Source organism: Perlucidibaca piscinae DSM 21586 (assembly GCF_000420045.1).
GTDB classification, from domain to species: domain Bacteria; phylum Pseudomonadota; class Gammaproteobacteria; order Pseudomonadales; family Moraxellaceae; genus Perlucidibaca; species Perlucidibaca piscinae.
In genome coordinates this window covers 465138-489196 of record NZ_ATUE01000006.1, presented here as the reverse complement: position 1 = coordinate 489196, position 24059 = coordinate 465138, and the positions used below count along the sequence as shown (strand labels likewise).

The 24059-nt window shown below is 64.8% G+C and carries 21 protein-coding genes; 13 read left to right on the top strand and 8 right to left on the bottom strand.

Features of this window, described 5'->3' with window-relative positions:
* Positions 1 to 12: 12 nt before the first annotated feature.
* Together F595_RS0106385 and ppsR are read right to left on the bottom strand one after the other, a co-directional pair.
* Positions 13 to 2250 (bottom strand): NADP-dependent isocitrate dehydrogenase, encoded by a 2238-nt coding sequence (locus F595_RS0106385; protein ID WP_022956042.1) that lies wholly within the window; start codon positions 2248 to 2250, stop codon positions 13 to 15.
* 130 nt (positions 2251 to 2380) lie between these two features.
* Positions 2381 to 3205 carry a posphoenolpyruvate synthetase regulatory kinase/phosphorylase PpsR gene (gene ppsR, locus F595_RS0106375; RefSeq protein ID WP_022956040.1) on the bottom strand — a complete coding sequence of 275 codons (825 nt, stop codon included), beginning with the start codon at positions 3203 to 3205 and terminating at the stop codon, positions 2381 to 2383.
* Positions 3206 to 3535: 330 nt separating this feature from the next.
* Here ppsR and ppsA point away from each other — a divergent pair, with 330 nt between their 5' ends.
* Together ppsA and F595_RS0106365 are read left to right on the top strand one after the other, a co-directional pair.
* Positions 3536 to 5908, top strand: a complete 2373-nt coding sequence (ppsA, locus tag F595_RS0106370; RefSeq protein WP_022956039.1) for a phosphoenolpyruvate synthase — start codon at positions 3536 to 3538, stop codon at positions 5906 to 5908.
* Between the two features lie 82 nt (positions 5909 to 5990).
* Complete coding sequence (locus F595_RS0106365; RefSeq protein WP_022956038.1) at positions 5991 to 6302, top strand: Rieske (2Fe-2S) protein; 312 nt, start codon at positions 5991 to 5993, stop codon at positions 6300 to 6302.
* Positions 6303 to 6306: 4 nt separating this feature from the next.
* On the opposite strand, the gene F595_RS0106360 is transcribed toward F595_RS0106365, so the two are convergent.
* Entirely contained in the window at positions 6307 to 7008 is a 702-nt protein-coding gene (locus F595_RS0106360; RefSeq protein WP_022956037.1) for a lytic transglycosylase domain-containing protein, read from the bottom strand.
* A gap of 31 nt (positions 7009 to 7039) precedes the next feature.
* Here F595_RS0106360 and F595_RS13105 point away from each other — a divergent pair, with 31 nt between their 5' ends.
* Both F595_RS13105 and rraA read left to right on the top strand, forming a co-directional pair.
* Positions 7040 to 7756 (top strand): NAD(P)H-binding protein, encoded by a 717-nt coding sequence (locus F595_RS13105; protein ID WP_211213143.1) that lies wholly within the window; start codon positions 7040 to 7042, stop codon positions 7754 to 7756.
* Between the two features lie 10 nt (positions 7757 to 7766).
* Positions 7767 to 8246, top strand: coding sequence for a ribonuclease E activity regulator RraA (rraA, locus tag F595_RS0106350; protein ID WP_022956035.1), 480 nt, complete (start codon positions 7767 to 7769; stop codon positions 8244 to 8246).
* A gap of 136 nt (positions 8247 to 8382) precedes the next feature.
* On the opposite strand, the gene F595_RS0106345 is transcribed toward rraA, so the two are convergent.
* The gene (locus F595_RS0106345) at positions 8383 to 9363 is read right to left on the bottom strand and encodes a magnesium and cobalt transport protein CorA (RefSeq protein ID WP_022956034.1); all 981 of its coding nucleotides are present in this window, start codon (positions 9361 to 9363) and stop codon (positions 8383 to 8385) included.
* A gap of 126 nt (positions 9364 to 9489) precedes the next feature.
* On the opposite strand from F595_RS0106345, the gene F595_RS14175 reads away from it, so the two are divergent.
* The gene (locus tag F595_RS14175) at positions 9490 to 10653 is read left to right on the top strand and encodes a GGDEF domain-containing protein (protein WP_022956033.1); all 1164 of its coding nucleotides are present in this window, start codon (positions 9490 to 9492) and stop codon (positions 10651 to 10653) included.
* Between the two features lie 70 nt (positions 10654 to 10723).
* On the opposite strand, the gene F595_RS0106335 is transcribed toward F595_RS14175, so the two are convergent.
* Positions 10724 to 11710, bottom strand: coding sequence for a malate dehydrogenase (locus F595_RS0106335; RefSeq protein ID WP_022956032.1), 987 nt, complete (start codon positions 11708 to 11710; stop codon positions 10724 to 10726).
* 204 nt (positions 11711 to 11914) lie between these two features.
* On the opposite strand from F595_RS0106335, the gene F595_RS0106330 reads away from it, so the two are divergent.
* Entirely contained in the window at positions 11915 to 12508 is a 594-nt protein-coding gene (locus tag F595_RS0106330; protein ID WP_022956031.1) for a 6-pyruvoyl trahydropterin synthase family protein, read from the top strand.
* A 158-nt stretch (positions 12509 to 12666) separates the two neighbouring features.
* Here the strand turns inward: F595_RS0106330 and F595_RS13095 are convergent, their stop codons facing one another.
* On the bottom strand, positions 12667 to 13746 hold the full coding sequence (locus F595_RS13095) for an AraC family transcriptional regulator (protein ID WP_051144642.1): 1080 nt from the start codon (positions 13744 to 13746) through the stop codon (positions 12667 to 12669).
* A gap of 184 nt (positions 13747 to 13930) precedes the next feature.
* On the opposite strand from F595_RS13095, the gene F595_RS0106315 reads away from it, so the two are divergent.
* A complete protein-coding gene (locus F595_RS0106315; RefSeq protein WP_040568150.1) occupies positions 13931 to 14815 on the top strand; it encodes an NAD(+) kinase in 885 nt (294 codons plus the stop codon).
* Positions 14816 to 14817: 2 nt separating this feature from the next.
* Positions 14818 to 15090 (top strand): YeaC family protein, encoded by a 273-nt coding sequence (locus tag F595_RS0106310; protein WP_022956028.1) that lies wholly within the window; start codon positions 14818 to 14820, stop codon positions 15088 to 15090.
* Between the two features lie 6 nt (positions 15091 to 15096).
* Here F595_RS0106310 and F595_RS13090 read toward each other — a convergent pair whose 3' ends face one another.
* Entirely contained in the window at positions 15097 to 15558 is a 462-nt protein-coding gene (locus tag F595_RS13090; RefSeq protein WP_022956027.1) for a DUF6231 family protein, read from the bottom strand.
* Between the two features lie 30 nt (positions 15559 to 15588).
* Here F595_RS13090 and F595_RS0106300 point away from each other — a divergent pair, with 30 nt between their 5' ends.
* From F595_RS0106300 to F595_RS0106280, 5 genes are all read left to right on the top strand, one after another.
* A complete protein-coding gene (locus tag F595_RS0106300; RefSeq protein WP_026913302.1) occupies positions 15589 to 16413 on the top strand; it encodes a DUF2797 domain-containing protein in 825 nt (274 codons plus the stop codon).
* Complete coding sequence (pepN, locus tag F595_RS0106295; RefSeq protein ID WP_022956025.1) at positions 16410 to 19034, top strand: aminopeptidase N; 2625 nt, start codon at positions 16410 to 16412, stop codon at positions 19032 to 19034. The genes F595_RS0106300 and pepN overlap by 4 nt, the downstream gene beginning before the upstream one ends.
* 128 nt (positions 19035 to 19162) lie before the next feature.
* Complete coding sequence (locus F595_RS0106290) at positions 19163 to 20203, top strand: quinone-dependent dihydroorotate dehydrogenase (RefSeq protein WP_022956024.1); 1041 nt, start codon at positions 19163 to 19165, stop codon at positions 20201 to 20203.
* Entirely contained in the window at positions 20200 to 22431 is a 2232-nt protein-coding gene (gene rlmKL / locus F595_RS0106285; protein ID WP_026913301.1) for a bifunctional 23S rRNA (guanine(2069)-N(7))-methyltransferase RlmK/23S rRNA (guanine(2445)-N(2))-methyltransferase RlmL, read from the top strand. The genes F595_RS0106290 and rlmKL overlap by 4 nt, the downstream gene beginning before the upstream one ends.
* Entirely contained in the window at positions 22428 to 22673 is a 246-nt protein-coding gene (locus F595_RS0106280) for a glutaredoxin family protein (protein WP_022956023.1), read from the top strand. The genes rlmKL and F595_RS0106280 overlap by 4 nt, the downstream gene beginning before the upstream one ends.
* Positions 22674 to 22684: 11 nt before the next feature.
* Here the strand turns inward: F595_RS0106280 and F595_RS13085 are convergent, their stop codons facing one another.
* A complete protein-coding gene (locus tag F595_RS13085) occupies positions 22685 to 24004 on the bottom strand; it encodes a lytic murein transglycosylase (RefSeq protein ID WP_084682884.1) in 1320 nt (439 codons plus the stop codon).
* Between the last annotated feature and the right edge of the window lie 55 nt (positions 24005 to 24059).

The window sequence follows — 24059 nt, the reverse complement described above, 5'->3', positions numbered from 1 at the left end:
GAGCCGGGTTGCTTACTGACGCAGCGACGCGATCGCTGCGTTGAACGTGGCACTCGGGCGCATCACGGCATCAATCTTGTGCGGGTCGGGCAGGTAATAGCCACCGATGTCGGATGGTGTTCCCTGGACGCTCGCCAGTTCATCGATGATGCGCTGCTCGTTGGCCGACAGCGTGTCAGCCAGCGGCTTGAAGCGGGCGGCGAGCTCGGCGTCGTCAGTCTGCCCGGCCAGGGCCTGCGCCCAGTACAGGGCAAGGTAGAAGTGGCTGCCGCGGTTGTCGAGCTGACCCGTTCTGGGCGAGGGGCCCTTGCTGTTGTCGAGCAGCTTGCCAGTCGCCTCGTCCAGCGTCCGCGCCAACACCTTGGCCTTGGCGTTGTCGTTCTTGATGCCCAGCTCCTCCAGGCTCACTGCCAGTGCCAGAAACTCGCCCAGCGAGTCCCAGCGCAGGTGGTTTTCTTCCACCAGCTGTTGCACATGCTTGGGGGCCGAGCCGCCGGCGCCGGTTTCGTACATGCCGCCACCGGCCATCAGCGGCACCACGGACAGCATCTTGGCCGACGTGCCCAGTTCCATGATGGGGAACAGGTCAGTGAGGTAGTCGCGCAGGATGTTGCCGGTGGCACTGATGGTGTCGAGGCCGCGGATCACGCGCTCCAGCGTGTAGCGCATGGCGCGCACCTGGCTCATGATCTGGATGTCGAGGCCGGCCGTGTCATGCTCCTGCAGGTACATGCGCACCTTGGCGATCAGCTGCGCCTCGTGCGGGCGGTAGGAATCCAGCCAGAACACCACGGGCATGCCGGAGTTGCGCGCGCGCGTCACCGCCAGCTTGACCCAGTCGCGGACGGCCGCATCCTTGGTCTGGCACATGCGCCAGATGTCGCCGGCTTCCACGTCCTCGCTCAGCAGCACTTCGCCGGTATCCAGGTCGGTGATGTTGGCCACGCCGTCTTCGGGAATCTCGAAGGTCTTGTCATGCGAGCCGTATTCCTCGGCCTGCTGTGCCATCAGGCCGACATTGGGCACGGTGCCCATGGTGGTCGGATCGAAGGCGCCATGCCATTTGCAGAAGTTGATCATTTCCTGGTAGATGCGGGCGAAGGTGGACTCCGGCATGACTGCCTTCACGTCCCTCAGGCGGCCGTCGGCGCCGTACATCTTGCCGCCGTTGCGGATCATGGCGGGCATCGAGGCATCGACGATGACGTCGTTGGGGGAGTGGAAGTTGGTGATGCCCTTGGCCGAGTCGACCATGGCCAGCTTGGGCCGGTGCTCGTGGCAGGCGTGCAGGTCGAGCTTGATCTCGTCCTGCAGGCTCTGGGGCAGGGTGGCGATCTTGTTGTAGAGGTCGACCATGCCGTTGTTCACGTTCACGCCCAGCTCGTCAAACAGCTTGCCGTGCTTCTCGAACGCATCCTTGTAGAAGATGCGCACGCAATGGCCGAACACGATGGGGTGCGAGACCTTCATCATGGTGGCCTTGACGTGCAGCGAGAACATCACGCCGGTCTTGTGCGCGTCCTCGATTTCCTTTTCATAGAAGGCCAGCAGCGCCTTCTTGCTCATGAACATGGAGTCGATCACTTCCCGGTCGAGCAGCGAGACCTTGGGCTTGAGCACGATGGTCTTGCCGCTCCTGGTGATCAGCTCCATCTTGACGTCGCGAGCGCGATCCAGAGTCATGGACTTCTCGCCGTGATAGAAGTCGCCCGAGTGCATGTGCGAGACGTGCGTGCGTGAGGCCTGGCTCCATTCGGCCATGCTGTGCGGATGCTTGCGTGCGTAGTTCTTCACGGCCAGGGGGGCACGGCGGTCGGAGTTGCCCTCGCGCAGCACCGGGTTCACCGCGCTGCCGATGCACTTGCCGTAGCGGGTGCGGATCTCCCGCTCCTCGTCGGTCTGGGGTGTCTCGGGGTAGTCGGGGATCGGGTAGCCCTTTTCCTGCAGCTCCTTGATGGCGGCCTTGAGCTGGGCCACCGAGGCGCTGATGTTGGGCAGCTTGATGATGTTGGCTTCCGGTCGCTGCGTGAGCTTGCCCAGGGCATCGAGGGTGTCGGGCACGCGCTGCGATTCGCTCAGGGCTTCGGGGAACTGGCCGAGGATGCGGGTTGCCAGCGAAATGTCGCTGGTGGCCACATCGATGCCTGCTGATGCTGCAAAGGCCTGCACGATAGGCAGGAGCGATGCAGTGGCCAGACGTGGTGCTTCATCGGTCAGGGTGTAAATGATCGTGGGTTGTTGCGTGCTCATCTCGTCGTCTCGAGGTTGAGGGGGAAAAAGAGGTGATGACCGATACCGTACCACCAACTGACCGGCACCTTGATGATCATCAGCCGAAAGTCCGATAGGGCGCGGGTAGTCGGCGACAGCCAGTGCATCATCAGGGCTGCAGCGTGCGTCGCTTGATGCCGACGGCAGCCATGATGCGCGTTGACAGTTCCTCGATGGAGGCATGCGTGGTGCGAATGAAAGGCACGCCCTCGCGATTGAAGATGGCCTCGGCCGCGCGGACTTCCTTCTGGCACTGGCTCAGCGAGGAATAGGTGGAATTGGCGCGGCGTTCATTGCGGATGGCGCTCAGGCGCTCCGGATCGATGGTGAGGCCGAACAGCTTTGCCTTGTGCTCACGCAGCGATGCGGGCAGGCGCAGGTCGTCGAAATCGTCTTCGGTAAGCGGGTAGTTGGCGACGTGGACACCGAACTGCAGTGCCATGTACAGCGAGGTCGGGGTCTTGCCCGAACGCGACACGCCGACCAGGATGATGTCTGCCTTGTCGTAGTAGCGGGTGCGCGCGCCATCGTCGTTGTCCAGCGCGAAGTTCACGGCCTCGATGCGATCGTTGTAATGCGGGTTGTTGTCGATGGAATGCGACTTGCCCACGGCGTTGATGGCCTGGGTGCAGAGCTCTTCCTGCAGACGGCCGACGAAGGTGTCGAACACGTCCAGCATGTAGCCGTTGGCCTTGCCGATGACGTCGCGGATGTCCTTGTCGACGATGGTGTCGATGATGACGGGGCGGATGCCGTCGGCGTCCGCGGTGCGGTTGATCTCGGCAACCACGGTCTCGGCCTTGGCGACGGTATCAATGTAGGGCAGGGTGGTTTCGTCGAAGGAGATGCTTTCGAACTGGGCCAGCAGACTGTGTCCCAGGGTTTCGGCGGTGATGCCGGTGCCGTCCGAGATGAAGAATACCGAGCGTTTCATGTACGGTCCTCTGGCGGCGTACGGGGCCGCGTGTCTGAGCAGAGCCTCTTTTCATTTCCGTGGTGAATGAGGCCTATTTTTCCTGTCAATGCCAAAGGGGGATGAACGGCGCTTCCCCCGGACAATTTCCGGTTCTTGTTTTTATAGTAAAAACATTGACTTGTCATGTCATCCTGAAACACGTGCAGAAAAATACAGAAGTTATACCTTGGTCCGGCAGGCGATGAACGTCATCAGCATTTGCAGGGGCCTTCGAGTAGAATCGATGGGCTTCGTCGCGACCGTGCGATCCACGGCGACGTCATCCAGTCCTACTGCAGGAGCCTTACCTTGGCCAATCTCGTCATTCCCTTCCAGAAACTCGGCAAGCACGATGTGGAAATCGTCGGCGGCAAGAATGCCTCACTCGGCGAAATGATCAGCAATCTCGCCAACGCAGGTGTTTCTGTCCCTGGCGGCTTTGCCACCACGGCTCAGGCCTATCGTGACTTCCTCGAGCAAAGCGGCTTGAACAAGCGCATTCACGATGTGCTGGATCAGCTGAATGTGGATGACGTGGTTGCTTTGGCCGAAGCTGGCCGCAAGATTCGCCAGTGGGTGGTCGAGACCCCCCTGCTGCCCGCGCTGGAGCAGGAAGTGCGCGCCGCCTTCGACGAACTGACCGGCGGCAACGAGAACACCCCGGTGGCCGTGCGCTCCTCCGCCACCGCCGAAGACCTGCCGGATGCCTCCTTTGCCGGCCAGCAGGAAACCTTCCTGAACATTCGTGGCTACGACAACGTTCTGATTGCCATCAAGGAAGTGTTCGCCTCGCTGTTCAACGACCGCGCCATTGCCTACCGCGTGCACCAGGGCTTCGAGCACAAGCTGGTGGCACTGTCGGCCGGCATCCAGCGCATGGTGCGTTCCGAGATCGGCGCCTCCGGCGTGCTGTTCACGCTCGATACCGAATCCGGTTTCCGTGATGTCGTTTTCATCACCTCGTCCTACGGTCTGGGCGAGATGGTCGTGCAGGGCGCGGTCAATCCGGACGAGTTCTACGTCCACAAGAACACCCTCAGCGCCGGCCGTCCGGCCGTGCTGCGCCGCAACCTCGGCACCAAGGCGCAGAAGATGGTCTATGCCAACAGCGGTGCGGCCGGCCGCTCGACCCAGATCATCGAGGTCGACAAGCTCGAACGCAGCAAATTCTCCATCACCGATGCGGAAGTCGAGGAACTGGCACGCCAGGCCCTGATCATCGAGAAGCACTACGGTGCGCCGATGGACATCGAGTGGGCCAAGGACGGTGACGACGGCAAGCTCTACATCGTGCAGGCGCGTCCGGAAACCGTGAAGAGCCGCCAGAATGCCGGCACCATGGAGCGCTACCTGCTCAAGCAGAAGGGCAAGGTGCTCTGCGAAGGCCGTTCCATTGGTCAGCGCATCGGCTCCGGCGTGGTGCGCGTGGTGCGCTCCGTGAAGGAAATGGACAAGGTCCAGGACGGCGACGTGCTGGTCTCCGACATGACCGATCCGGACTGGGAACCGGTGATGAAGCGCGCCAGCGCCATCATCACCAACCGCGGCGGTCGCACCTGCCACGCCGCCATCATCGCGCGTGAGCTGGGCGTGCCGGCCATCGTCGGCTGCGGCAACGCCACCGACGTGCTGGTCGACGGCATGCAGGTCACCGCGTCCTGCGCCGAAGGCGACACCGGCTTCATCTACGAAGGGCTGCTGGACTTCGAGGTGCAGAAGAACACCATCGATGCCATGCCCAAGCTGCCGTTCAAGATCATGATGAACGTCGGCAACCCGGACCGTGCCTTCGATTTCGCCACGCTGCCGAATGAAGGTGTCGGCCTGGCCCGTCTCGAGTTCATCATCAACCGCATGATCGGCGTTCACCCCAAGGCCCTGATCAACTACGACAGCCTGCCGCGCGATATCAAGCTTGCAGTGGATCAGCGCTGCGCCGGCTATGCCTCGCCGGTGGATTTCTACGTCGAGAAGCTGACCGAGGGCGTGGCCACCATCGCCGCCGCGTTCTGGCCGCGCAAGGTCATCGTGCGCATGTCGGACTTTAAGTCCAACGAATACGCCAACCTCATTGGCGGCAAGCTCTACGAGCCCGAGGAAGAGAACCCGATGCTGGGCTTCCGTGGCGCCAGCCGCTACATCTCCGACAGCTTCCGTGACTGCTTCGACCTGGAAGTGCGCGCGCTCAAGAAGGTCCGTGACGTGATGGGCCTGACCAACGTCGAGATCATGATCCCGTTCGTGCGCACCCCCACCGGCGCTGCCCGCGTCATCGAGCTGCTTGCCGAGAAGGGCCTGAAGCGTGGCGAGAACGGCCTGCGCATCATCATGATGTGCGAGCTGCCGACCAACGCCATCATGGCCGAGGAGTTCCTGCAGCACTTCGACGGCTTCTCCATCGGCTCCAATGACCTGACCCAGCTCACCCTGGGTCTGGACCGCGACTCCGGCATCGTCTCTCACCTCTTCGACGAGCGTGATCCGGCGGTGAAGTTCCTGCTCTCGCGTGCCATCCAGGCCTGCCGCAAGGCCGGCAAGTACATCGGCATCTGCGGCCAGGGCCCGTCGGACCACCCCGATCTGGCCAAGTGGCTGATGGACGAGGGCATAGACACCGTGTCGCTGAATCCGGACTCGGTGCTGGAGACCTGGTTCTTCCTGGCCGCCAACCACGGCAAGTAAGCGGTCGGGCAGGCACGTAAGGCGGGGGAGACCCCGCCTTTCTGCTGTCTGGGGCACGGTGATCAGGGGGGTGTGACGAACCATGCAGTTCCATGCGCTGGAAAAGCTGATGTTTCTCGAGGATGGCTACCGCCGCGAATTCGTGCTGCAGGGCATTCCGATGCTGCTGTTGCAGGAGGAGGGCCAGGTGCATCTGATCCGCAACCAGTGCCCGCACCGCGGCCAGGCCTTCACCACGGCGGATGTCAGCAACGGGCGCATTCGCTGCCCCGGTCATGGCTGGTCCTTCGAGCTGGCGTCCGGCGAGTGTCGTCTGCCCGGTCCGGGCCCCTGTCTCACGCGCTATGAACTCGACAGCCAGGGCAACCAGATCGGTGTCTGGCTGCCGGACTGAGCGTTCAGTTGGTGGCGGCCGTGCGCGTCTGGTACAGGCGTTCGTAGCGACCGGTGACGCGCTGCACGTAATCCTGCGTTTCCGGGAAGGGCGGGATGCCGCCGTACTTATCGACATTGCCTTCGCCGGCATTGTAGGCCGCCAGGGCCAGTGGCAGATCCCGGTAGCGGTTGAGCAGATAGCGCAGATGGCGTGAGCCAGCCTCGATGTTCTGTGCCGGATCGTAGGCATTGCCAACCTGGTAGCGCCTTGCCGTTGCCGGCATGAGCTGCATCAGACCCTGTGCGCCGGGTGCGGAGCGTGCATTGGGGTCGAATCCCGATTCAGTATGAATGACCGCCTTGACCAGGCCGAACTCGAGGCCGTGGCGCGAGGCTGCGGCTTCTATCAGGGGGTCGAAGGCATTGCGCAGTTTGCTGAAGCTGGGACGCACGGCGGCCTCGTTGCCACCCCAGTTGCCGTAGCGATGCACATTGGTGTCCGGATACCAGGTCACCTTGACCAGCTTGCGATACTGCCGGTTGCCACTGTGCAGCGGCTTGCGCTCGGCATCGACCTGGTTGGTCAGCAGCATGTTGCCGTCGGCATCCTGGAACCGGTACAGGTTGCCGGCGGTGGCGCTGCCGGCGACGCACAGCAACACGGCTGCCAGGGCCGGAGCCAGGCGCAGGTGTCGGGTCGGGGAGGCTGGGAGTCGCACGCGCATGGTCACTCGGCCGGCAGGGCGGAGATGAATTGTGGCAAACGGCCGGGGCAGGGTAAAGTCGCGTTTTGTTCGCGAGGGCGAGACCATGCGCAATGTCTGGGTGGCCGGAGCCACTGGCCTGATCGGTCGCGAGCTGGTGGCACGCCTGCTGGCCGAGACCGCGGCCGAGACTCACCTGTTTGTCCGGCGGGCACCGGATCTGCAGTCGCCGCGTCTGCATGTGCATGTGGTCGACCTGATGCAGCCGGAAAGCTGGCCGCAGCCACCCTGTGACGTCGCCTTCAATGCCCTCGGCACGACGATACGCCAGGCCGGTTCGCAAGCCGCATTCCGTGCCGTCGATCAGGATGCCGTGCTGAATTTTGCCCGTGCCGCCGCGCGTGCCGGTGCCGCGCGCTTCATCAGTGTCAGTGCCATAGGCGCCAGTCCGGGCGCGCTCAGCTTCTACAGCCGGGTCAAGGGCGAGGTCGAGCAGGCCCTGGCCGACATCGGTTTTGCCCATCTGGTGCTGATGCAGCCTTCGCTGCTGCTGGGCGACCGTCAGGAACACCGCACCGGCGAGCAGGCAGCGACCTGGCTGATGCGTCCGCTGTCCCCGCTGATGCGCGGACCGCTCTCGGCCTATCGTCCGGTTGCCGGCAGCGATGTTGCCGCCGCCATGGTGCGTTTGGCCGGCAAGCCTCTGCGTTCACCCATCCTGCGCCAGCGCCATGACGACATCATGGCGCTGGCAGATACCCCTGCCTGAGGAGTCCTTCATGTCTTTTGTCACCTGCGATCTCTGCGACGACCACCCGGATCACGTGCGCGTCTGCGAGCCCATGTTCAACACCTTCGGCGGTCGCGACGCCTTCGGCGGCCGCATCCGCACCGTGAAGTGCTTCGAGGACAACTCGCGCGTCAAGGAACTGCTGGCCACGCCGGGCCAGGGCGATGTGCTGGTGGTGGATGGCGGCGGCTCGCTGCGCTGCGCCCTGCTCGGCGACCTGATCGGCGAGAGCGCCGTGCAGAACGGCTGGTCGGGCGTTGTCGTCTACGGCTGCGTACGTGACGTGGATGCGCTTGGCGACCTCGACCTTGGCGTGCAGGCATTGGCCTCGATGCCGCTGAAGAGCGTGCGCAAGGGCATTGGCGATGTCGATGTGCCGGTGACCTTTGGCGGCATCACTTTCGTGCCGGGCCAGTATGTCTATGCTGACAACAACGGCGTGATCGTTTCCGACAAGAAGCTGATCTGACCTGATGTGGCTGCCGGGTGGGGCTGGTGCCTGCCCGGACACGCGCGTGAATACGTCCCTGTAGCGCTCGCACTCGCCATCCATGGCTCGTGACGGTCCGGGCAGGCACCGGCCCCACCCGGCAGCCGCCCAGCCGTCACATCCAGCCGGCCCGTTTCAGGACGTGGTGCAGGCGCAGGCAGGCCAGGCCGGTCAGCGTCAGCATCAGCGGGTAGCCGTACTGCCATTGCGTTTCCGGCATGTACTCGAAGTTCATGCCGTAGATGCTGGTGACCAGGGTCGGCAGGGCGAGCAGGGCGGCCCAGCCGGCCAGGCGCTTGACCACTTCGTTCTGCTTCACCGTGACCAGTGACAAGTTGACCTGGATGGCGGCGGTGAGCAGTTCGTTGAGCGCGTCGATGGCCTCGTTGATGCGCGTGCAGTGGTCGGCGATGTCACGGAAGTAGGGCATGATGCCCGGGTGGATGAAGTCGTCTTCGCCATGGCTGAGGCTTTGCGCGATGTCCTGCAGCGGGGCGGTGGCCAGGCGCAGCGTGATCAGCTCCCGCTTCAGCTCGTACAGGCGCTTGATGGTGCCGCGCTTGTAGTTGGGCAGGAAGATCTCCTTTTCAAGCTGGATCAGGCCCTGCTTGAAGTCATCGACAATGGGCGCGTAGTTGTCGACGATGAAGTCGAGAATCGCGTACAGCGGATAACTCGGACCGCAGGCCAGCTGGCGCGGCCGGGCTTCGACGCGCTGGCGCATGCCGGCGTAGGTGTGTGACGGTCCGTGCCGGATGCTGATCAGGAAGCGCTCGCCAAGGAACAGGTGCGTCTCGCCGAAGACGATCTTGCTGCCATGGCGTTCGGCGGTGTGCGTGACCATGAAGCGCGAGTTGCCGTAGGTCTCCATCTTCGGGCGCTGGTGTGCGCTGAGCGCATCCTCGACGGCCAGCTCGTGCAGATTGAACTGCTTCTGGATGAGTCCCAGCATGTTGGCATCGGGCTCGTGCAGACCTATCCAGAGAAAGGCTTCAGGATGCGCCTCAAGGTAGTCACAGGCAGACTCCAGAGGCACCTTGTCCAGGCGTTTGCCCTGGTTGTCATAGGCCACGGAATTGATCAGCGCGTTTGACATGAATTGCCCCGTCAGGTTCTGCAGCGGATCCTAGCCTGATTTGCCGGGCAGCGGAGCGGCCCTCTAGGCACTTGCCGACGGGCGTGCTAGAAAGCCGCTGTCCTTCATGAAAACAAGAAAAAGAAGATGATCTTCAATTACGGACTGCGCAAGCGCCTGGCGGCTGCTCTGGGCTGGAGCACGGTCGACAAGTCGCTGGTTCTGCTGCTGTTTGCCATTCCGCTTTACCTGCAGGCACTGATCTGGTCCATCTATGTGATGAGCCGGACAGACCGCGATCTGCTGGTCGATAGCGACATGCTCACCATCATGATGCAGATCGAGATCCTGCTGGTGTTCAGCGGTGCGGCGATTGCCCTGTGGGGACTCCACCTGCGCCGACGCAAGCCCGAGCTTCGCTTTTACCAGCATCTGGTGATTCATTTCTTTACCTGGTCGATGATCCTGCTCGCCTACTCCTTTGGCACGGTCTCCTATCCTGCCGGCGTGATCCTGGTCGGCGCCCCCCTGTTCGGCTTCATTCTGCTTGAGCGTCGAGCCGTGTGGATTGCCACCATGCTCGGGCTGACGGCGCTGATAGGTCTGAGCTACGCGGCAACGCTGGGCTGGATTCCCTATGCACCTATCCTGCGCAACGACCTGTCTGCGGCAAGCTCGCTGTTCTGGCTTTCCACGACCCTGTATTTCTCGGTGCCGTTCTTCATCGTCAATGTGGTGATGATCGACGAACTGCTGATGTGGTGGCGTGATCGCGAGGAGCGCGTGAAGCGTCTGGCGATCACCGACGGCCTGACCGGTCTGGCCAATCGCCGCCAGATTCTTGCGCAGTTCGCCGATGAGCTGCAGATCTGTCAGCGCAAGGGGCAGCCGCTGTCGCTGATCCTGCTGGATCTCGATCATTTCAAGAAGGTCAATGACACGCACGGGCATCCGGCGGGGGATGCCGTGCTGCGTGCCGCGGCGCGTGCATTGCAGGGCAGTATCAGGGAGACCGATCACGTCGGTCGCTATGGCGGCGAGGAGTTCATGGTGGTGCTGCCGGGCGCGGATCGTTCCCAGGCGGCCCAGATTGCCGAGCGTTGCCGTGACCAGCTGGCGGCGACCGCTGTCAGTCTGCCATCGGGCAAGATTTTGCATTTCACCGCCAGCCTGGGCCTGCTCTGCAGCGCGCAGCCACAGGTTGATGCAGCCGACCAGTTAATTCACGCTGCGGATGAGGCGCTCTACGAAGCCAAGCAGTCCGGGCGCAACCGGGTTGCCGTTGCCGGGCTGACGGCAGTACCTGTCTGAAACAGAAACGCCCCTCGCGGGGCGTTTTCATGTCACGACACGGGGAGGCCAAGCTCCCCATGCAATGCGCTTACGGCAGCAGGTGCTTGACGCCTTCGCGCTCTTCCAGCAGCTCGTTCAGGGTGAAGTCCATGCGCTCACGCGAGAACGCGTCGACTTCCAGGCCTTCGACGCGGGTGTATTCGCCGTTGGCACAGGTAACCGGCACGCCGTACATGACTTCTTCCGGGATGCCGTAGGAGCCGTCGGACGGCACGCCCATGGTGACCCACTTGCCGTTGGTGCCCAGGGCCCAGTCGCGCATGTGGTCGATGGCGGCGTTGGCGGCCGAGGCAGCCGAGGACAGGCCGCGGGCTTCGATGATGGCGGCGCCGCGCTTGCCGACGGTCGGCAGGAACACGTTCTTGTTCCATTCCTCGTCGTTGATCATGGCCTTGACGCCTTCGCCGCCGATGGTGGCGAAGCGGTAGTCGGCGTACATGGTCGGCGAGTGGTTGCCCCAGACGACCATCTTCTCGATGTCAGCCACGGCCTTGCCGGTCTTGGCAGCGATCTGCGACAGGGCACGGTTGTGGTCGAGACGCAGCATGGCGGTGAAGTTCTTGGTCGGCAGATCCGGAGCCGACTTCATGGCGATGTAGGCGTTGGTGTTGGCCGGGTTGCCGACGACCAGAACCTTGACGTTGCGCGAGGCGACATCGTTCAGGGCCTTGCCCTGCACGGTGAAGATTTCGGCGTTGGCCGACAGCAGGTCCTTGCGCTCCATGCCCGGGCCGCGCGGACGAGCGCCGACGAGAAGGGCGTAGTCAGCATCCTTGAAAGCGACGCGGGGATCATCGGTGCCGACCATGCCGGCGAGCAGCGGGAACGCGCAGTCTTCCAGCTCCATCATCACGCCCTTGAGGGCGGCCTGGGCCTTTTCGAACGGCACTTCGAGCATCTGGAGGATGACCGGTTGATCCTTGCCGAGCATTTCGCCGGAGGCGATGCGGAACAGCAGGCTGTAACCAATCTGGCCGGCGGCGCCGGTAACTGCCACGCGAACGGGCTGCTTCATGTTGAAACTCCTGGGTAGGGCGTTTGTGTGAAAGCCGCTGGGCTCCTAGGTCAGGAGAGACTCCCGGATGAGGAGCAAGGGACCGCGACCAGGTCAGGTCGTGATTCTACACACGGCCCCGGCAAGATGCGATGGAAAAAGCCCCGCTCCAGACAGTCGGCTTTGGTAGAATATGCACAGTTAATGCACATCCGGATGTCCTTGATGCTGATCCGCAAGCTGTTCCGTTTCGAGAATGCGCACATCGTTCGCAATTGCAGCAGTGATCGCTGCAAGCGCTCGCTGCACGGGCACAGCTACCAGGTCGAGGTGCTGCTGGAGGCTTCCGCGCTGGACAATGGCCAGATGGTCTATGACTTCGGCCTGATGAAGAGCGACATCCGCACGCTCATCGACAGTTTCGACCACGCCGTGGCGTACTGGGATCGCGATCTGCCCGACTACATTGCTGCCTGCCAGCAGTTCAGCGCGCGCTGGATCGCGCTGCCGGTGTCACCGTCCGCCGAGCAGTTCTCGCGCGTGTTCTTCACCCTCATCGACCGCGCGCTGACGCTTACCGACATGGCCAACGGCGAGCAGGACGTGCGACTGCACTCGGTGATCGTGCACGAGACGGCCACGGGTTACGCGCAGTGCTTCCGTGCCGACATCGACAACCCGCGCATCGGGCCGGTCGCGCTGGAGCACATCGAGTTCTCGCCGCAAGTGCAGGCCGAATGGCCGGATCCGACGCTGTGGCAGCGTCTGCTGGCCGGTGGTCGGCGCAGCAATCCATCCGTCGATCTGCAGGTGTCCTGAGGTCGCGCTGCTGTCATCTTCCGGTCATGAGCGAATGGCCTACTGGCCTGCGACAAAAGACAGAAAGAAGAGAGGCAGCGCATGGACATGGAGCGCGATGACCTGTGGGCCGAGCACCAGCTCGGCCGCCTGGATGACCGTGAACCCTACGATCCCGATTACGCCGACGACGCCACCGAGTTGTAGTCGGCCTCCTTGACCTGCTGGTGCCGGCGATAGTCGCCCGGCGTACGCTGCGTCCAGCGCTTGAAGGCGCGCTGGAAGGCTCCCGGGCTGGAGAAGCCGAGCAGCCAGGCAATTTCCCCGAAACTGAGCTGATGCTGCTGGATCAGGCGGATGGCCGTGTCGCGACGCAGGCTGTCGAGCACGTCCTGGAAGCTGGTGCCTTCCTGCTGCAGGCGGCGGCGCAGCGTCCATGGCGCCATGGCCATGGCATCGGCGGCTTGTTCCACGGTGGGTGACTGGCCCGACAGGCGTGGCGCAAGCCACTGCTGCAGGCGCCCGGTCTGCGTGGCACGTTGCGCGCGCTGTGCCAGCAGCTCATCCCCCAGTGCCCGCAGCTGCTGGTGTAATTGCGGCTGTGCCGTGACCACCGGCCAGTCCAGCGCGCCGGGTTTCAGCCAGAGCTGGTTGGCCGCCTGGCGGAAGTTCACCGGCACGCGAAAGAAGTTCAGCAATTCCTGGGCATGCGGGCAGTTTTCGTACTCGATGTCGACGGCCAGCACGGCATCGTTGCGGCCGGTCAGCCAGCTCAGCTGGCGAAACCAGCCAGCCAGGATGCCGTCGACAATGAAGCTGTTGTAGCGCGAGTAGGGCGCCAGCGAGTGCATCTGCAGGCGCGGCTGGGCGCCCGTGTGCAGTGCCGGCTCGCTGGTATGGCACTGCATCACCAGTGGCAGGTAGTGCAGGAAGCTGTCCAGGGCTTCACCCACGGTGCTGGCGCTGCGTGCGATCTGGCCGGCGATGCCGTAGTCGGTGTCACGGGTGCGGCGGCCCATGACCAGCCCCAGACGTGACGATACCGGTGTGGTCCGCATCAGCCATTCACCAAGCCGCATGAAATCGGTCAGGGCATAGAGCGGCTCGCGGTCACCGGCCTGCAGTGGCGAGTCATGCATTCTGGCATGCATCACCGGTGCCCATTGCGCGGCGGGCAGCTGAGCGGCGTCGAGCATGAGCCGGACTTGCGGCAAGGTGGTCAGGCCGTAGGAGGCCGTGAAGGCGGAGGGCATGTTCATCCTGTGCGTCGTGCTCCGGGCTGTCTGTGACTGTGCGGTCACGAAAATACGCAGGCTGCCGCGGTTTGTCTATTCGCCCTTAGGCGGTATTTGTAACCACATATGCGCCATGGAAAGCGCTGGAGTCTTTGCGCTGCACTCAGGTATCGCTAGACTCGCGAAACCGTTTCAGGTGTCCCGGTCTATGGATTCTTTTCGCAATGTGGGCTTGATGGGACGTCCGGGCAACACGGCCGTCGCCGATACCTTGCTCGACGTGCAGTGCTACCTCGAGGCGCAAGGCTGTCGCGTGATCTTTGATGAAGACACGGCGGCTCTGCTTGATCGTGATGATCTCCAGATCTGCTCCCGCACCGCGCTGGGGGAGGCCTGCGACCTGGTCATCGTGGTCGGTGGCGATGGCTCACTGCTGCATGCGGCACGCATCCTGGCGCGCAGCAATACCCCGGTGCTGGGCATCAACCGGGGCCGTCTGGGCTTTCTCACCGATGTCGCGCCCAGCGAGATTGCCGAGAAGATCGGCGCCGTGCTGCGTGGGGACTTTGTCGAGGAGCAGCGCTTCCTGCTCAGCGTCGACGTGCGCAGCGGCGCGTTGCACAAGAGCGAGCTGCTCGCCGTCAACGACGTCATCCTGCACACCGGCAAGACCGTGCACATGATCGAGTTCGAGCTCTATGTCGAAGGCGACTTCGTCTATCGCCTGCGCAGTGACGGCCTGATCGTCTGCACGCCGACCGGCTCGACTGCCTATGCGCTGTCCGGTGGCGGTCCGATTCTGCACCCGAGGCTGGATGCCATCGGACTGGTGCCCATGCATCCGCACACGCTGAGCAGCCGACCCATCGTGGTCGACGGCAACAGCGAGATCAAGATCAAGGTGCTGTCCGGGCTGCCGCCCATGGTCAGTGCCGATGGCCAGCCCGGCCATGTGCTGCAGCCCGGTGACTGGGCCTATATCCGCAAGCACCCGTTCAAGCTGCGCCTGCTGCATCCGCCAGGCCATGACTTCTACGCGGCGTGCCGTACCAAGCTGGGCTGGAGCAGCCACCTCAGTTCGCAGGAGTGTTGATCATGAATGATGCCGTGCTGGCCCGCATGCTGCAGGTCCTCAATCCGGAGATCGTCGGCAGTCTTCGTCGGGCTGTCGAGCTGGGCAAGTGGCCGGATGGCCGCCGTCTGAGCCGCGAGCAGCTCGAGACCTGCATCCAGGCCGTGGTCGCCTGGGAGAGCCGCAACCTGGCACCGGAGCAGCGCAGCGGCTACATCGACAAGGAAAAGAAGGAAGGCGAGGTCTGCGATACGCCACACCACGAGCACGAAAAGCCCGTGAAGTTCATGCACTGACGCCGCTCACCAGCGATACTTGCCCCAGTTTTCCGGATTGGCCCAGAAACGCGGATTGAGCCAGTCCGGCACCTGCTTGTAGGTCAGGATGTCGTAGCTCCAGGCATCCATCGTGTCTCCCTCGTGCTCGAAGCTGGCCAGCTTCTGCAGACCCAGCGCCAGCGCGTCGGCATCCTGCCAGCCGGTCAGACGGCGCGGGATGAAGGCGATCAGTCGACGGGCATGCAGATCACGCAAAGCGGACAGGGCGTGGCGCACGCCAGCCACGGGCTGCCCGGCGTCTACCCAGGCCACGGCAAGGTCGTGGCGCTGCTGCCAGGGGCGCTCGCGCATCTGGACGAAATCCAGCTGCTGCCAGGTCAGCGTGTCGGGCAGGGACAGCGTCTGTTGAGCGACAGCCAGACCCTGGCTGCCCGGTGTGGCCTGCAGCACATCGGCGAGTATCTTGCAGGCGGCGGGTGGCATCATGGCAACACATCCGAAAGGTCGGGAGACAGCATGCGCGGTACTGTAAAGAAAATGGTCAGCGAGCGGAACTGCGGCACCGAGGACGGCACGCTGCAGTATTACCTGCCGCTGGATCAGCTGCTGCTGCCGATGAACCAGTACATCGGCCGTCACCTCAGCATTCGTGCCAGCGAGCGCATCACCTGCGTGGCCTGCGGCAAGTCCAGCAACAAGTCGTTCAACCAGGGCTACTGCTTCCGCTGCTTCCAGAAGCTGGCTGCCTGCGACCTCTGCATCATGAAGCCGGAAACCTGTCACCACCACCTGGGCACCTGCCGCGAGCCGGCCTGGGGTGACAGCCACTGCATGATTCCGCATGTGGTCTATCTCGCCAACTCCACCGGGCTCAAGGTCGGCATCACCCGCGAGACGCAGATCCCGACGCGCTGGGTGGATCAGGGCGCGGTCGCGGCGCTGCCGGTGTTCCGCGTGCGCACGCGCCGTCTGTCCGGGCTGATCGAAGCCGCCATGGCCGCGCATGTTGCCGACAAGACCAAGTGGCAGGCCCTGGTCAAGGGCGAGGTCAGCGAGGTTGACCTGGTGGCCGAGCGCGAGCGCCTGCTGCCGCTGATCAGCGACACCCTGGCGCAGCTCGAGACCGAGTTTCCCGGCGCCGTCGAGCGTCTGGATGCCGAACCGCTGCGACTGCAGTACCCGGTCACGACCTTCGCGACCAAGGCGAAATCGCTGAGTCCCGAGAAGGAGGAGGCCAGCGGCGTGCTCACCGGCATCAAGGGCCAGTACCTGATTTTCGACACCGGCGTGCTCAACGTGCGCAAATACACCGGACATGAATGGGAAGTGACACCGACATGACTGCAGCAGCCAACGTGCCAGGCACCATCTGGCTCAAGGACTACCAGGCCCCGGCCTTTGCCGTGCGTGACGTGCGCATGACGCTGGAGTTCACCGAGACGGCGACCTGGGTGGATACCATTCTCACGGTCACGCGTCAGCCGGACGCCGATCCGCAGGCGCCGCTGGTCCTGCATGGCGTTGATCTGACCCTGGAGTCGGCGCAGTGGAACGGTCGTGACCTGGCGGAGTCGGACTGGCAGCGCGCTGGCGAACAGTGGCGGCTGGCGGTCAGTGAAACCAGTGGCACGCTGGTCACGCGCGTGCGCCTGGATCCGGACCGCAATACCGCGCTCGAGGGCCTGTATCGCTCGCATGGCCTGTACTGCACGCAGTGCGAGGCCGAGGGCTTCCGCAAGATCACCCTGTATCCCGACCGGCCCGATGTGATGGCCCCGTTCACGGTCACCCTGATCGGCGACAAGACGCGCTGCCCGGTGCTGCTGGCCAACGGCAATCTCGTCGAGCAGCGTGATCTCGGCGATGGCCGCCATCTGGCGATCTGGCATGACCCGCATCCCAAGCCCAGCTACCTGTTCGCGGTGGTGGCCGGCGATCTGGCCTGCCTGCAGGATCACTACGTCACGGCGTCCGGCCGCGAGGTGCTGCTGGAGATCTACACGGCGGCGGTCGACCAGCCCAAGTGCCATCACGCCATGGCCTCGCTGAAGGCCGCCATGCGCTGGGACGAGCAGCGCTATGGCCGCGAATACGACCTCGACCGCTACATGATCGTGGCCGTGTCGCACTTCAACATGGGCGCGATGGAGAACAAGGGCCTCAACATCTTCAACACCAGCTGCGTGCTGGCGGATGCCGCCACCACCACCGACCTGGGCTTCCAGCGCGTCGAGTCGGTGGTCGCCCACGAGTACTTCCACAACTGGACCGGCAACCGCGTGACCTGCCGTGACTGGTTCCAGCTCTGTCTCAAGGAAGGCTTCACGGTGTTCCGCGACCAGCAGTTCTCGGCTGACCAGCTGTCGCCCGCGGTGCAGCGCCTGGAGGACGTGGCCTTCCTGCAGACCCACCAGTTCGCCGAGGATGCCAGCCCGCTGGCGCACCCGGTGCGGCCGGAGTCGTTTGTCGAGATCAACAACTTCTACACCCTGACCGTCTACGAGAAGGGTGCCGAGATCGCGCGCATGCTGCACACCGTGCTGGGTGAGGCGGGGTTCCGCCGCGGTGCCGATCTCTATTTCCAGCGCCACGACGGCCAGGCCGTCACCGTGGAGGACTTCCTGCGCGCGCTGGGCGATGCCAACGGCAAGCCTGCCGATACCTGGCTGGACAGCTGGCTGCGCTGGTACCGCCAGCCGGGCACGCCCACGGTGCAGGTGCAGGGCGAATGGCTGCCCGCGCAAGGCCAGTACCGCGTGACCATGCGTCAGTCGCAGCCGGTGCTGGCGGGATACCCATCGCCACGGCCGCTGCCGGTACCGGTACGGGTGGCACTGCTCGGCGAGCAGGGTGCCTTGACCGTCTCCCTGCACGGCCAGGTCGGCCGCGAGCATGTGCTGCTGCTGGAGGCTGCCGAACAGAGCTGGCTGCTCGATGGCGTGGCCGAGGCACCGGTGCTGTCGCTGGGGCGTGACTTCAGCGCACCGGTGCATTTCCGCAGCGAACGCACGCCGGAGCAGCTGGCCCACATCGCCCGCGTGGACGACAACGGCTACACGCGCTGGGCCGCCATCCAGGCGCTGGCCACCAGCGTGCTGACACAGGAGCCTGAGCTGCAGGACACCCTGGTCACGGCGCTGCGCAGTCTCTGGCCAGCGCTGGCGGTGCAGGATCCGGCGCTGGCGGTGAAGCTGCTGGAGCTGCCCGGCATCGGCTACCTCGCCGAGTTTCTCGACCAGGTTGATCCGCTGGTGCTGGTGCAGCGTCGCGAACGTCTGCTGCAGGCGCTGGCCGAGGCATTGCAGCCGGTCTGCGACGGCATTCTCGCCCAGGACGTCATGCTGCGGCCCTACCGTTACCGCTCCGAGGACATTGCCGGACGCCAGCTCGCCCGGCAGGCGCTGGACCTGCTGGCGCGTGTCAAGCCGGCACAGGCTGCCGACATCGCGGCGCGCTGGTTGAGCGGCGCGCCGCACATGACCGCACAGCAGTCCGCGCTGACGCTGCTGGTGCACCATCGCCTGGCGGGAGCTGACGCCGCGCTGCAGGCGTTTCATGCCCGGTGGCATCACGAGGCGCTGGTGCTGGACCAGTGGTTCGCCACCCAGGCCAGCCGTCCTGGGGCGGATGCGCTGGCGCTTGCTGACGCCCTGATCAGCCGTCCGGATTTCGACTGGCAGACACCGAATCGCGTGCGCGCCGTGGTCGCCCAGCTCACCGCCAACAATCCACTGGCCTTTCATCGCGAGGATGGCGCCGGCTACCACTGGCTGGCACAGCGGATCGCGCACATCGACAGCCTCAACCCGCAGCTGGCCTCGCGCCTGTGCGCGGCCTTCGGGCTTTGGCGCAAGCTGGTGCCGACTCTGTCGGCGCATGCCGAGGCGGCCTTGAACGGCCTCGCGGATGCCGAGCTGTCGGCGGATACCCGCGAGACCGTGAGCAAGCTGCTGGCGGGCTGAGCGGGCGAGGGCGAGTCAGGCTGAGGCCGGTCGATGTCCGTGGCGTCGACCGGCCTGTTGCGGCGATCAGCCTCGCTGCTCCGCAATCCGCGTTATAATCGGCGTTTTACGCCTCGAGACCCTGCCCCATGTGGTACCCCCTGGTACGCGCCGCCCTGTTCCAGTTGCCGCCCGAGAAAGCCCACCACCTCACGCTCAATCTGCTCAGCCAGGCCGAGCGTCTCGGCCTGCTGTCGCTGTGGCCGTCGGTGCCGGATCAGCCGGTGGAGCTGCTGGGCCTGACCTTCCGCAATCCGGTCGGGTTGTCGGCAGGCCTCGACAAGAACGGTGACTACATCGATGCGCTGGCGGCGCTGGGTTTCGGCTTCATCGAGATCGGTACCGTGACGCCGCGACCGCAGCCGGGCAATCCGCAGCCGCGCATGTTCCGTCTGCCCGAGGCCGGTGCCCTGATCAATCGCCTCGGATTCAACAACGGCGGCGTCGATAATCTGGTGCGCAATGTCGAACGCGCGCGCTATGACGGGGTGCTCGGAATCAACATCGGCAAGAACGCCAGCACGCCGGTGGAGAACGCCGCCGATGACTACCTGCATTGCCTCGAGCGTGTCTATGCGCATGCCGACTACGTGACCGTGAACATCTCCTCGCCCAACACCCAGGGCCTGCGCAGCCTGCAGGGCGAGGAGGCGCTGACGCGTCTGCTCGCTGCCCTCAAGGAGCGTCAGGCGCAGCTTTCCGGCGAGCATGGCCGCTACGTGCCGCTGCTGGTGAAGATCGCCCCGGATCTAACGCGCGAGGAAGTCGAGGGCATGGCCGGCGTGTTCCTGGCGCAGGAGATCGATGGCGTGATCGCCACCAACACCACCCTGGCGCGTGAGGCCGTGGCCGGCCGGCCGCATGCTGCCGAAACCGGCGGTCTCAGCGGTCGTCCGGTGCGCGAGGGTGCCACCCGCGTGTTGCGCGAACTGCATCAGGCGCTGGACGGCCGTCTGCCGTTGATCGGTGTCGGCGGCATTGACGATGCCGACTCGGCAGGCGAGAAGATCGCTGCCGGCGCCTCGCTGGTGCAGATCTATACCGGCTTCATCTATCAGGGCCCGGGCGTGATCGCACGGGCCAATGCCGGCATTGCCGAGGCCCGTCGCGCGCTGCAGGTGGCTTCGTGAGTCTGCCTCCGGAACGTCTGCGCGACTGGGTCATCACTGGCGCCGACGGCCTTGATGATCTGCTGGTCGAGGAGCTGACGGCGCTGGGCGGCAGCGAGCCGCGGCGCCTCAAGGGTGCCATCGCGGTACGTGGCGATCTGGCGGCGGGGTATCGCTTCTGCCTCTGGTCGCGGCTGGCGTCGCGGGTGCTGATGCCGCTGTTCACGGTGCCTTCCGGCGATCCGGATGCGCTTTACCAGGCCGCCCTCGCGCATCCCTGGGAAAAGGTGCTGCGTGAACAGGCCACCCTGGCCATCCGCGCTGCCGCTGCCAAGGGCGTCAACACGCACACGCGTTTTGCCTCCCTGCGTCTCAAGGACGCGATTGTCGACCGCTACCGCGAGCGCACGGGTGAGCGTCCTGCCATCGACACGGATCAGCCTGATCTGGCCCTGCACCTGTTCATCGAGGCGGACCGTCTCACCGTGAGCCTCGATTTCTCCGGGGACAGCCTGCACAAGCGCGGTTACCGGGTGGCGCAGACCGATGCCCCGCTGAAGGAAAATCTTGCCGCCGCCATGCTGATGCAGGCGGGCTGGCCGGCACGCGGCCGTGGCCAGCTGTTTGATCCGCTGTGCGGCTCGGGCACGGTGCTGATCGAGGCCGCGCTGATGTGGGCCGATGCCGCGCCGGGTCTGTCACGCGTGTTCTTCGGCTTCGAAGGCTGGGCAGGCCATGACCTGAATCTGTGGCGCAGCCTGCGCGAGGAAGCGGCAGCCCGCAAGCGTGCCGGTCTGCAGCGTGGCACGCCGATGCTGGTCGGCTGTGATGCCGACGAGCAGGCGCTGGCCTGCGCACGGCGCAACGCGCAGTCGGCCGGCGTGGCGGCGTGGATCACGCTGGATTGCCAGGCGATTTCCGAATGGGCCTTGCCGGCGAGCTGGACCGAGGAGGCGCAGGCGCAGGAGCGCGTGCCGGATGCCCCGCTGGGGCTGATTGCCAGCAATCCGCCCTATGGCGAGCGCCTGGGCGAGGAGAGCACCATCCGCGATCTCTACCGCGCGATCGGTCGCCGCCTGCGCGAGCAGCTGCCGCACTGGGACGCCGTGGTGCTGGCTGCCGACATCCAGCATGCCGATGCCTTGGGGCTCGGCCATCTGGCGACCTTGCGCCTGTTCAACGGGGCGTTGCCCATCTTTGCCCGCCATGGCCGGGTGCTGGCGTCCGAGCCCGAGTTGCCGCTGCAGTTCCCGGGTTCGCTGGAAGACATCCCGCCCGAGGGCATGGATTTCGCCAACCGTCTGGTCAAGAACCTGAAGGCGGCGCTCAAGGATGCCGAGCGCGAGGACGTGCGCTGCTTCCGTCTCTACGATGCCGATCTTCCCGAGTTCAACCTGGCCATCGACGTCTACGACGGCCGCCTGCATGTGCAGGAATACGCGCCGCCGAAGTCGGTCGACCCCGACAAGGCCGCTGCGCGTTTCAAGCTGGCACTGCTGGTCATTCGCAAGGTCATGGGCCTGCACCGTGACAAGGTCTTCATCAAGGTGCGCGAGCGCCAGACCGGCAAGCAGCAGTACGAGAAGAAGGGCAAGGGCGGCAAGTTCTTCGAGGTCCGCGAGGGACGTGCCAGGCTGCTGGTGAACTTCACCGACTATCTGGATACCGGCCTGTTCCTGGATCACCGTCCCATGCGTCTGCGTCTGGCGGCAGAGGCTGGCGGCAAGCATTTCCTTAACCTCTTCGCCTACACCGGCAGCGCCAGCGTGCAGGCCGCGCTGGGTGACGGCGGCAACGGCGGTGCGCTCTCCACCACCACGGTGGACATGTCGGCGACCTATCTGCACTGGGCGGATCGCAACCTGGCGCTGAACGGCTTGCCGGAAGCCCGGCACCGGCTGATCCAAGCCGATGTCATGAGCTGGTTGCGTGACGAGCAGGCGGCGGTGTCGCGCGAGCTCTACGAGCTGATCTTCGTCGATCCGCCGACGTTCTCTAACTCCAAGCGCATGGACGATGTCTTCGACGTGCAGCGTGACCATGTGCAGCTGCTGCGCATGAGCATGAATCTGCTGACCCAGGACGGCACGCTCTACTTCTCCAACAACTTCCGCAAGTTCCAGCTCGATGACTGGCTGGGCGAGCAGTACGTGGTGGAGGACATCAGTGCCGACACCATCGGCTTCGACTTCCAGCGCAATGCCCGGATTCATCGCTGCTGGCGTCTGCGTCACCGTCCGCTGCCATGAGCGAGCGCCAGCTCACGCTGCTGGGTACGCGCGGCTGTCATCTCTGTGACGAGGCGGAGGCGCTGCTGCGCCGCGCCGGCGCGGCACGTCGACTGGTCTGGCAATACCGTGACATCGCGCTCGACGAGACGCTGGTGCAGCGCTACGGCGAGCGCATTCCGGTGCTGCTCAACGCCGAGGGTCGCGAGCTGGGCTGGCCGTTTTCGTTGCTCGACATCCTGCGTCTCGCCGGCACGCCGTGATCGGGCGGTGCTCAGTCCTCGCGCAATGCCAGCAGCAGTTTCTGTCCGCCACGGCCGGTAGCCGGTTGTCCCAGACGCTGCTGCTCGGCACGGATGGCGGCACGACTGCGCTCGCCAAGGCGGCCGTCAATCTCGCCGATGTCATGCCCGCGTCGCACCAGCAGCTCCTGCAGCTGGCGACGCTGTGCGCGTGACAGGCCGGGATCGTCGGTAGGCCAGGGCGTGGCAAAGGCGGGCTCGCCGCGCAGGCGATCGGACAGATGCGCGATGGCCAGGCCGTAGCTTTCAGCCGCGTTGTAGCGGTAGAAGGCATTGAAGTTGCGCAGCACCAGAAAGGCCGGGCCGTTGACGCCTGCAGGCAGAATCAGGCCGGCTGGCGTTGCCGCGGACAGCGCTTCCTGGCTGCCACGTTCCGGAGGCTGCGGCTGCTGGCTGGCTGGGGAGAGCAGCGGGCTGCCGTCGACCCGGGTCAGGCCGCGCGTCATCCATGCCGACAGCGGGCGCGTGTTGCGCCGGCTTTCGCCACGGGCATCGAAGCCGGCAGGAAGGCGCACCTCAAGCCCCCAGGGCTGGCCGCTGCGCCAGCCGGCATCACGCAGGAAGCGCGCCGTTGAGGCGAGGGCATCGGGCACGCTGGCAATGAGGTCGCGGCGACCGTCACCGTCATGATCCACGGCCAGGCGTTCGTAGGTGGTGGGCATGAACTGGGTCTGGCCGAAGGCGCCGGCCCAGGAGCCGATGAGCTGGCCGGCAGCCACATCGCCTGACTGCAGGATGCGCAGGGTGGCGAACAGCTCGCCGCGAAAGAAGGCCTGGCGCCGACCCAGACAGCTCAGCGTGGTCAGCGAGCGCAGCAGGGGATAGCTGCCGGTGGTCTGGCCGAAATTGCTTTCAATGCCCCAGACCGCCACCACGGCCTCGGCTGGCACGCCATAGCGGCTGCTGATCTGCGCCAGCACATCCTGATACTGCTGGAGTTTCTCGCGACCGGCCTCGATGCGTTCCTCGTCGACCAGGCCGGCCAGGTAATCCCAGATCGGCAGGCTGAACTCCGGTTGCTTGTCGAGACGCGACAGCACCTCGGCATCGACGCTGAGGTCGGCCAGATGGCGCTCCAGGGTCAGGGCCTGGACACCTGCGGCAAGCGCGGCCGGGCGCAGGCGCTCGACGCACTCCGCCAGCGGGGCACCGGGAAGCGTTGCCACCAGCGCGGGTTGTGCCGGCGCGATGGCGGGTGCAGGCGGCTGTGGCCGCTGTGCGGCACAGGCCGACAACAACAGGGCGGCAGCGGCCACGGGCAGGCGGATGGTCAGAGGACGGGCAGCGGACATGAACAGGACGGGCAGCAGCAGGACATTCGGCAACCCTAGCATGGCACCCCGGCTT

Excerpts from the sequence above, each read along its gene's own strand:
- F595_RS0106330 (WP_022956031.1), top strand. The coding sequence starts at position 11,915 with ATGCTGATCCGCAAGCTGTTCCGTTTCGAGAATGCGCACATCGTTCGC.
- F595_RS13090 (WP_022956027.1), bottom strand. The coding sequence starts at position 15,558 with ATGATGCCACCCGCCGCCTGCAAGATACTCGCCGATGTGCTGCAGGCC.
- F595_RS0106300 (WP_026913302.1), top strand. The coding sequence starts at position 15,589 with ATGCGCGGTACTGTAAAGAAAATGGTCAGCGAGCGGAACTGCGGCACC.
- F595_RS0106315 (WP_040568150.1), top strand. The coding sequence starts at position 13,931 with ATGGATTCTTTTCGCAATGTGGGCTTGATGGGACGTCCGGGCAACACG.
- F595_RS13085 (WP_084682884.1), bottom strand. The coding sequence starts at position 24,004 with ATGTCCGCTGCCCGTCCTCTGACCATCCGCCTGCCCGTGGCCGCTGCC.
- pepN (WP_022956025.1), top strand. The coding sequence starts at position 16,410 with ATGACTGCAGCAGCCAACGTGCCAGGCACCATCTGGCTCAAGGACTAC.
- F595_RS0106290 (WP_022956024.1), top strand. The coding sequence starts at position 19,163 with ATGTGGTACCCCCTGGTACGCGCCGCCCTGTTCCAGTTGCCGCCCGAG.
- F595_RS0106280 (WP_022956023.1), top strand. The coding sequence starts at position 22,428 with ATGAGCGAGCGCCAGCTCACGCTGCTGGGTACGCGCGGCTGTCATCTC.
- F595_RS0106385 (WP_022956042.1), bottom strand. The coding sequence starts at position 2,250 with ATGAGCACGCAACAACCCACGATCATTTACACCCTGACCGATGAAGCA.
- F595_RS0106310 (WP_022956028.1), top strand. The coding sequence starts at position 14,818 with ATGAATGATGCCGTGCTGGCCCGCATGCTGCAGGTCCTCAATCCGGAG.
- F595_RS0106345 (WP_022956034.1), bottom strand. The coding sequence starts at position 9,363 with ATGTCAAACGCGCTGATCAATTCCGTGGCCTATGACAACCAGGGCAAA.
- F595_RS14175 (WP_022956033.1), top strand. The coding sequence starts at position 9,490 with ATGATCTTCAATTACGGACTGCGCAAGCGCCTGGCGGCTGCTCTGGGC.
- F595_RS13095 (WP_051144642.1), bottom strand. The coding sequence starts at position 13,746 with ATGAACATGCCCTCCGCCTTCACGGCCTCCTACGGCCTGACCACCTTG.
- F595_RS0106365 (WP_022956038.1), top strand. The coding sequence starts at position 5,991 with ATGCAGTTCCATGCGCTGGAAAAGCTGATGTTTCTCGAGGATGGCTAC.
- F595_RS0106360 (WP_022956037.1), bottom strand. The coding sequence starts at position 7,008 with ATGCGCGTGCGACTCCCAGCCTCCCCGACCCGACACCTGCGCCTGGCT.
- F595_RS0106335 (WP_022956032.1), bottom strand. The coding sequence starts at position 11,710 with ATGAAGCAGCCCGTTCGCGTGGCAGTTACCGGCGCCGCCGGCCAGATT.
- rraA (WP_022956035.1), top strand. The coding sequence starts at position 7,767 with ATGTCTTTTGTCACCTGCGATCTCTGCGACGACCACCCGGATCACGTG.
- ppsR (WP_022956040.1), bottom strand. The coding sequence starts at position 3,205 with ATGAAACGCTCGGTATTCTTCATCTCGGACGGCACCGGCATCACCGCC.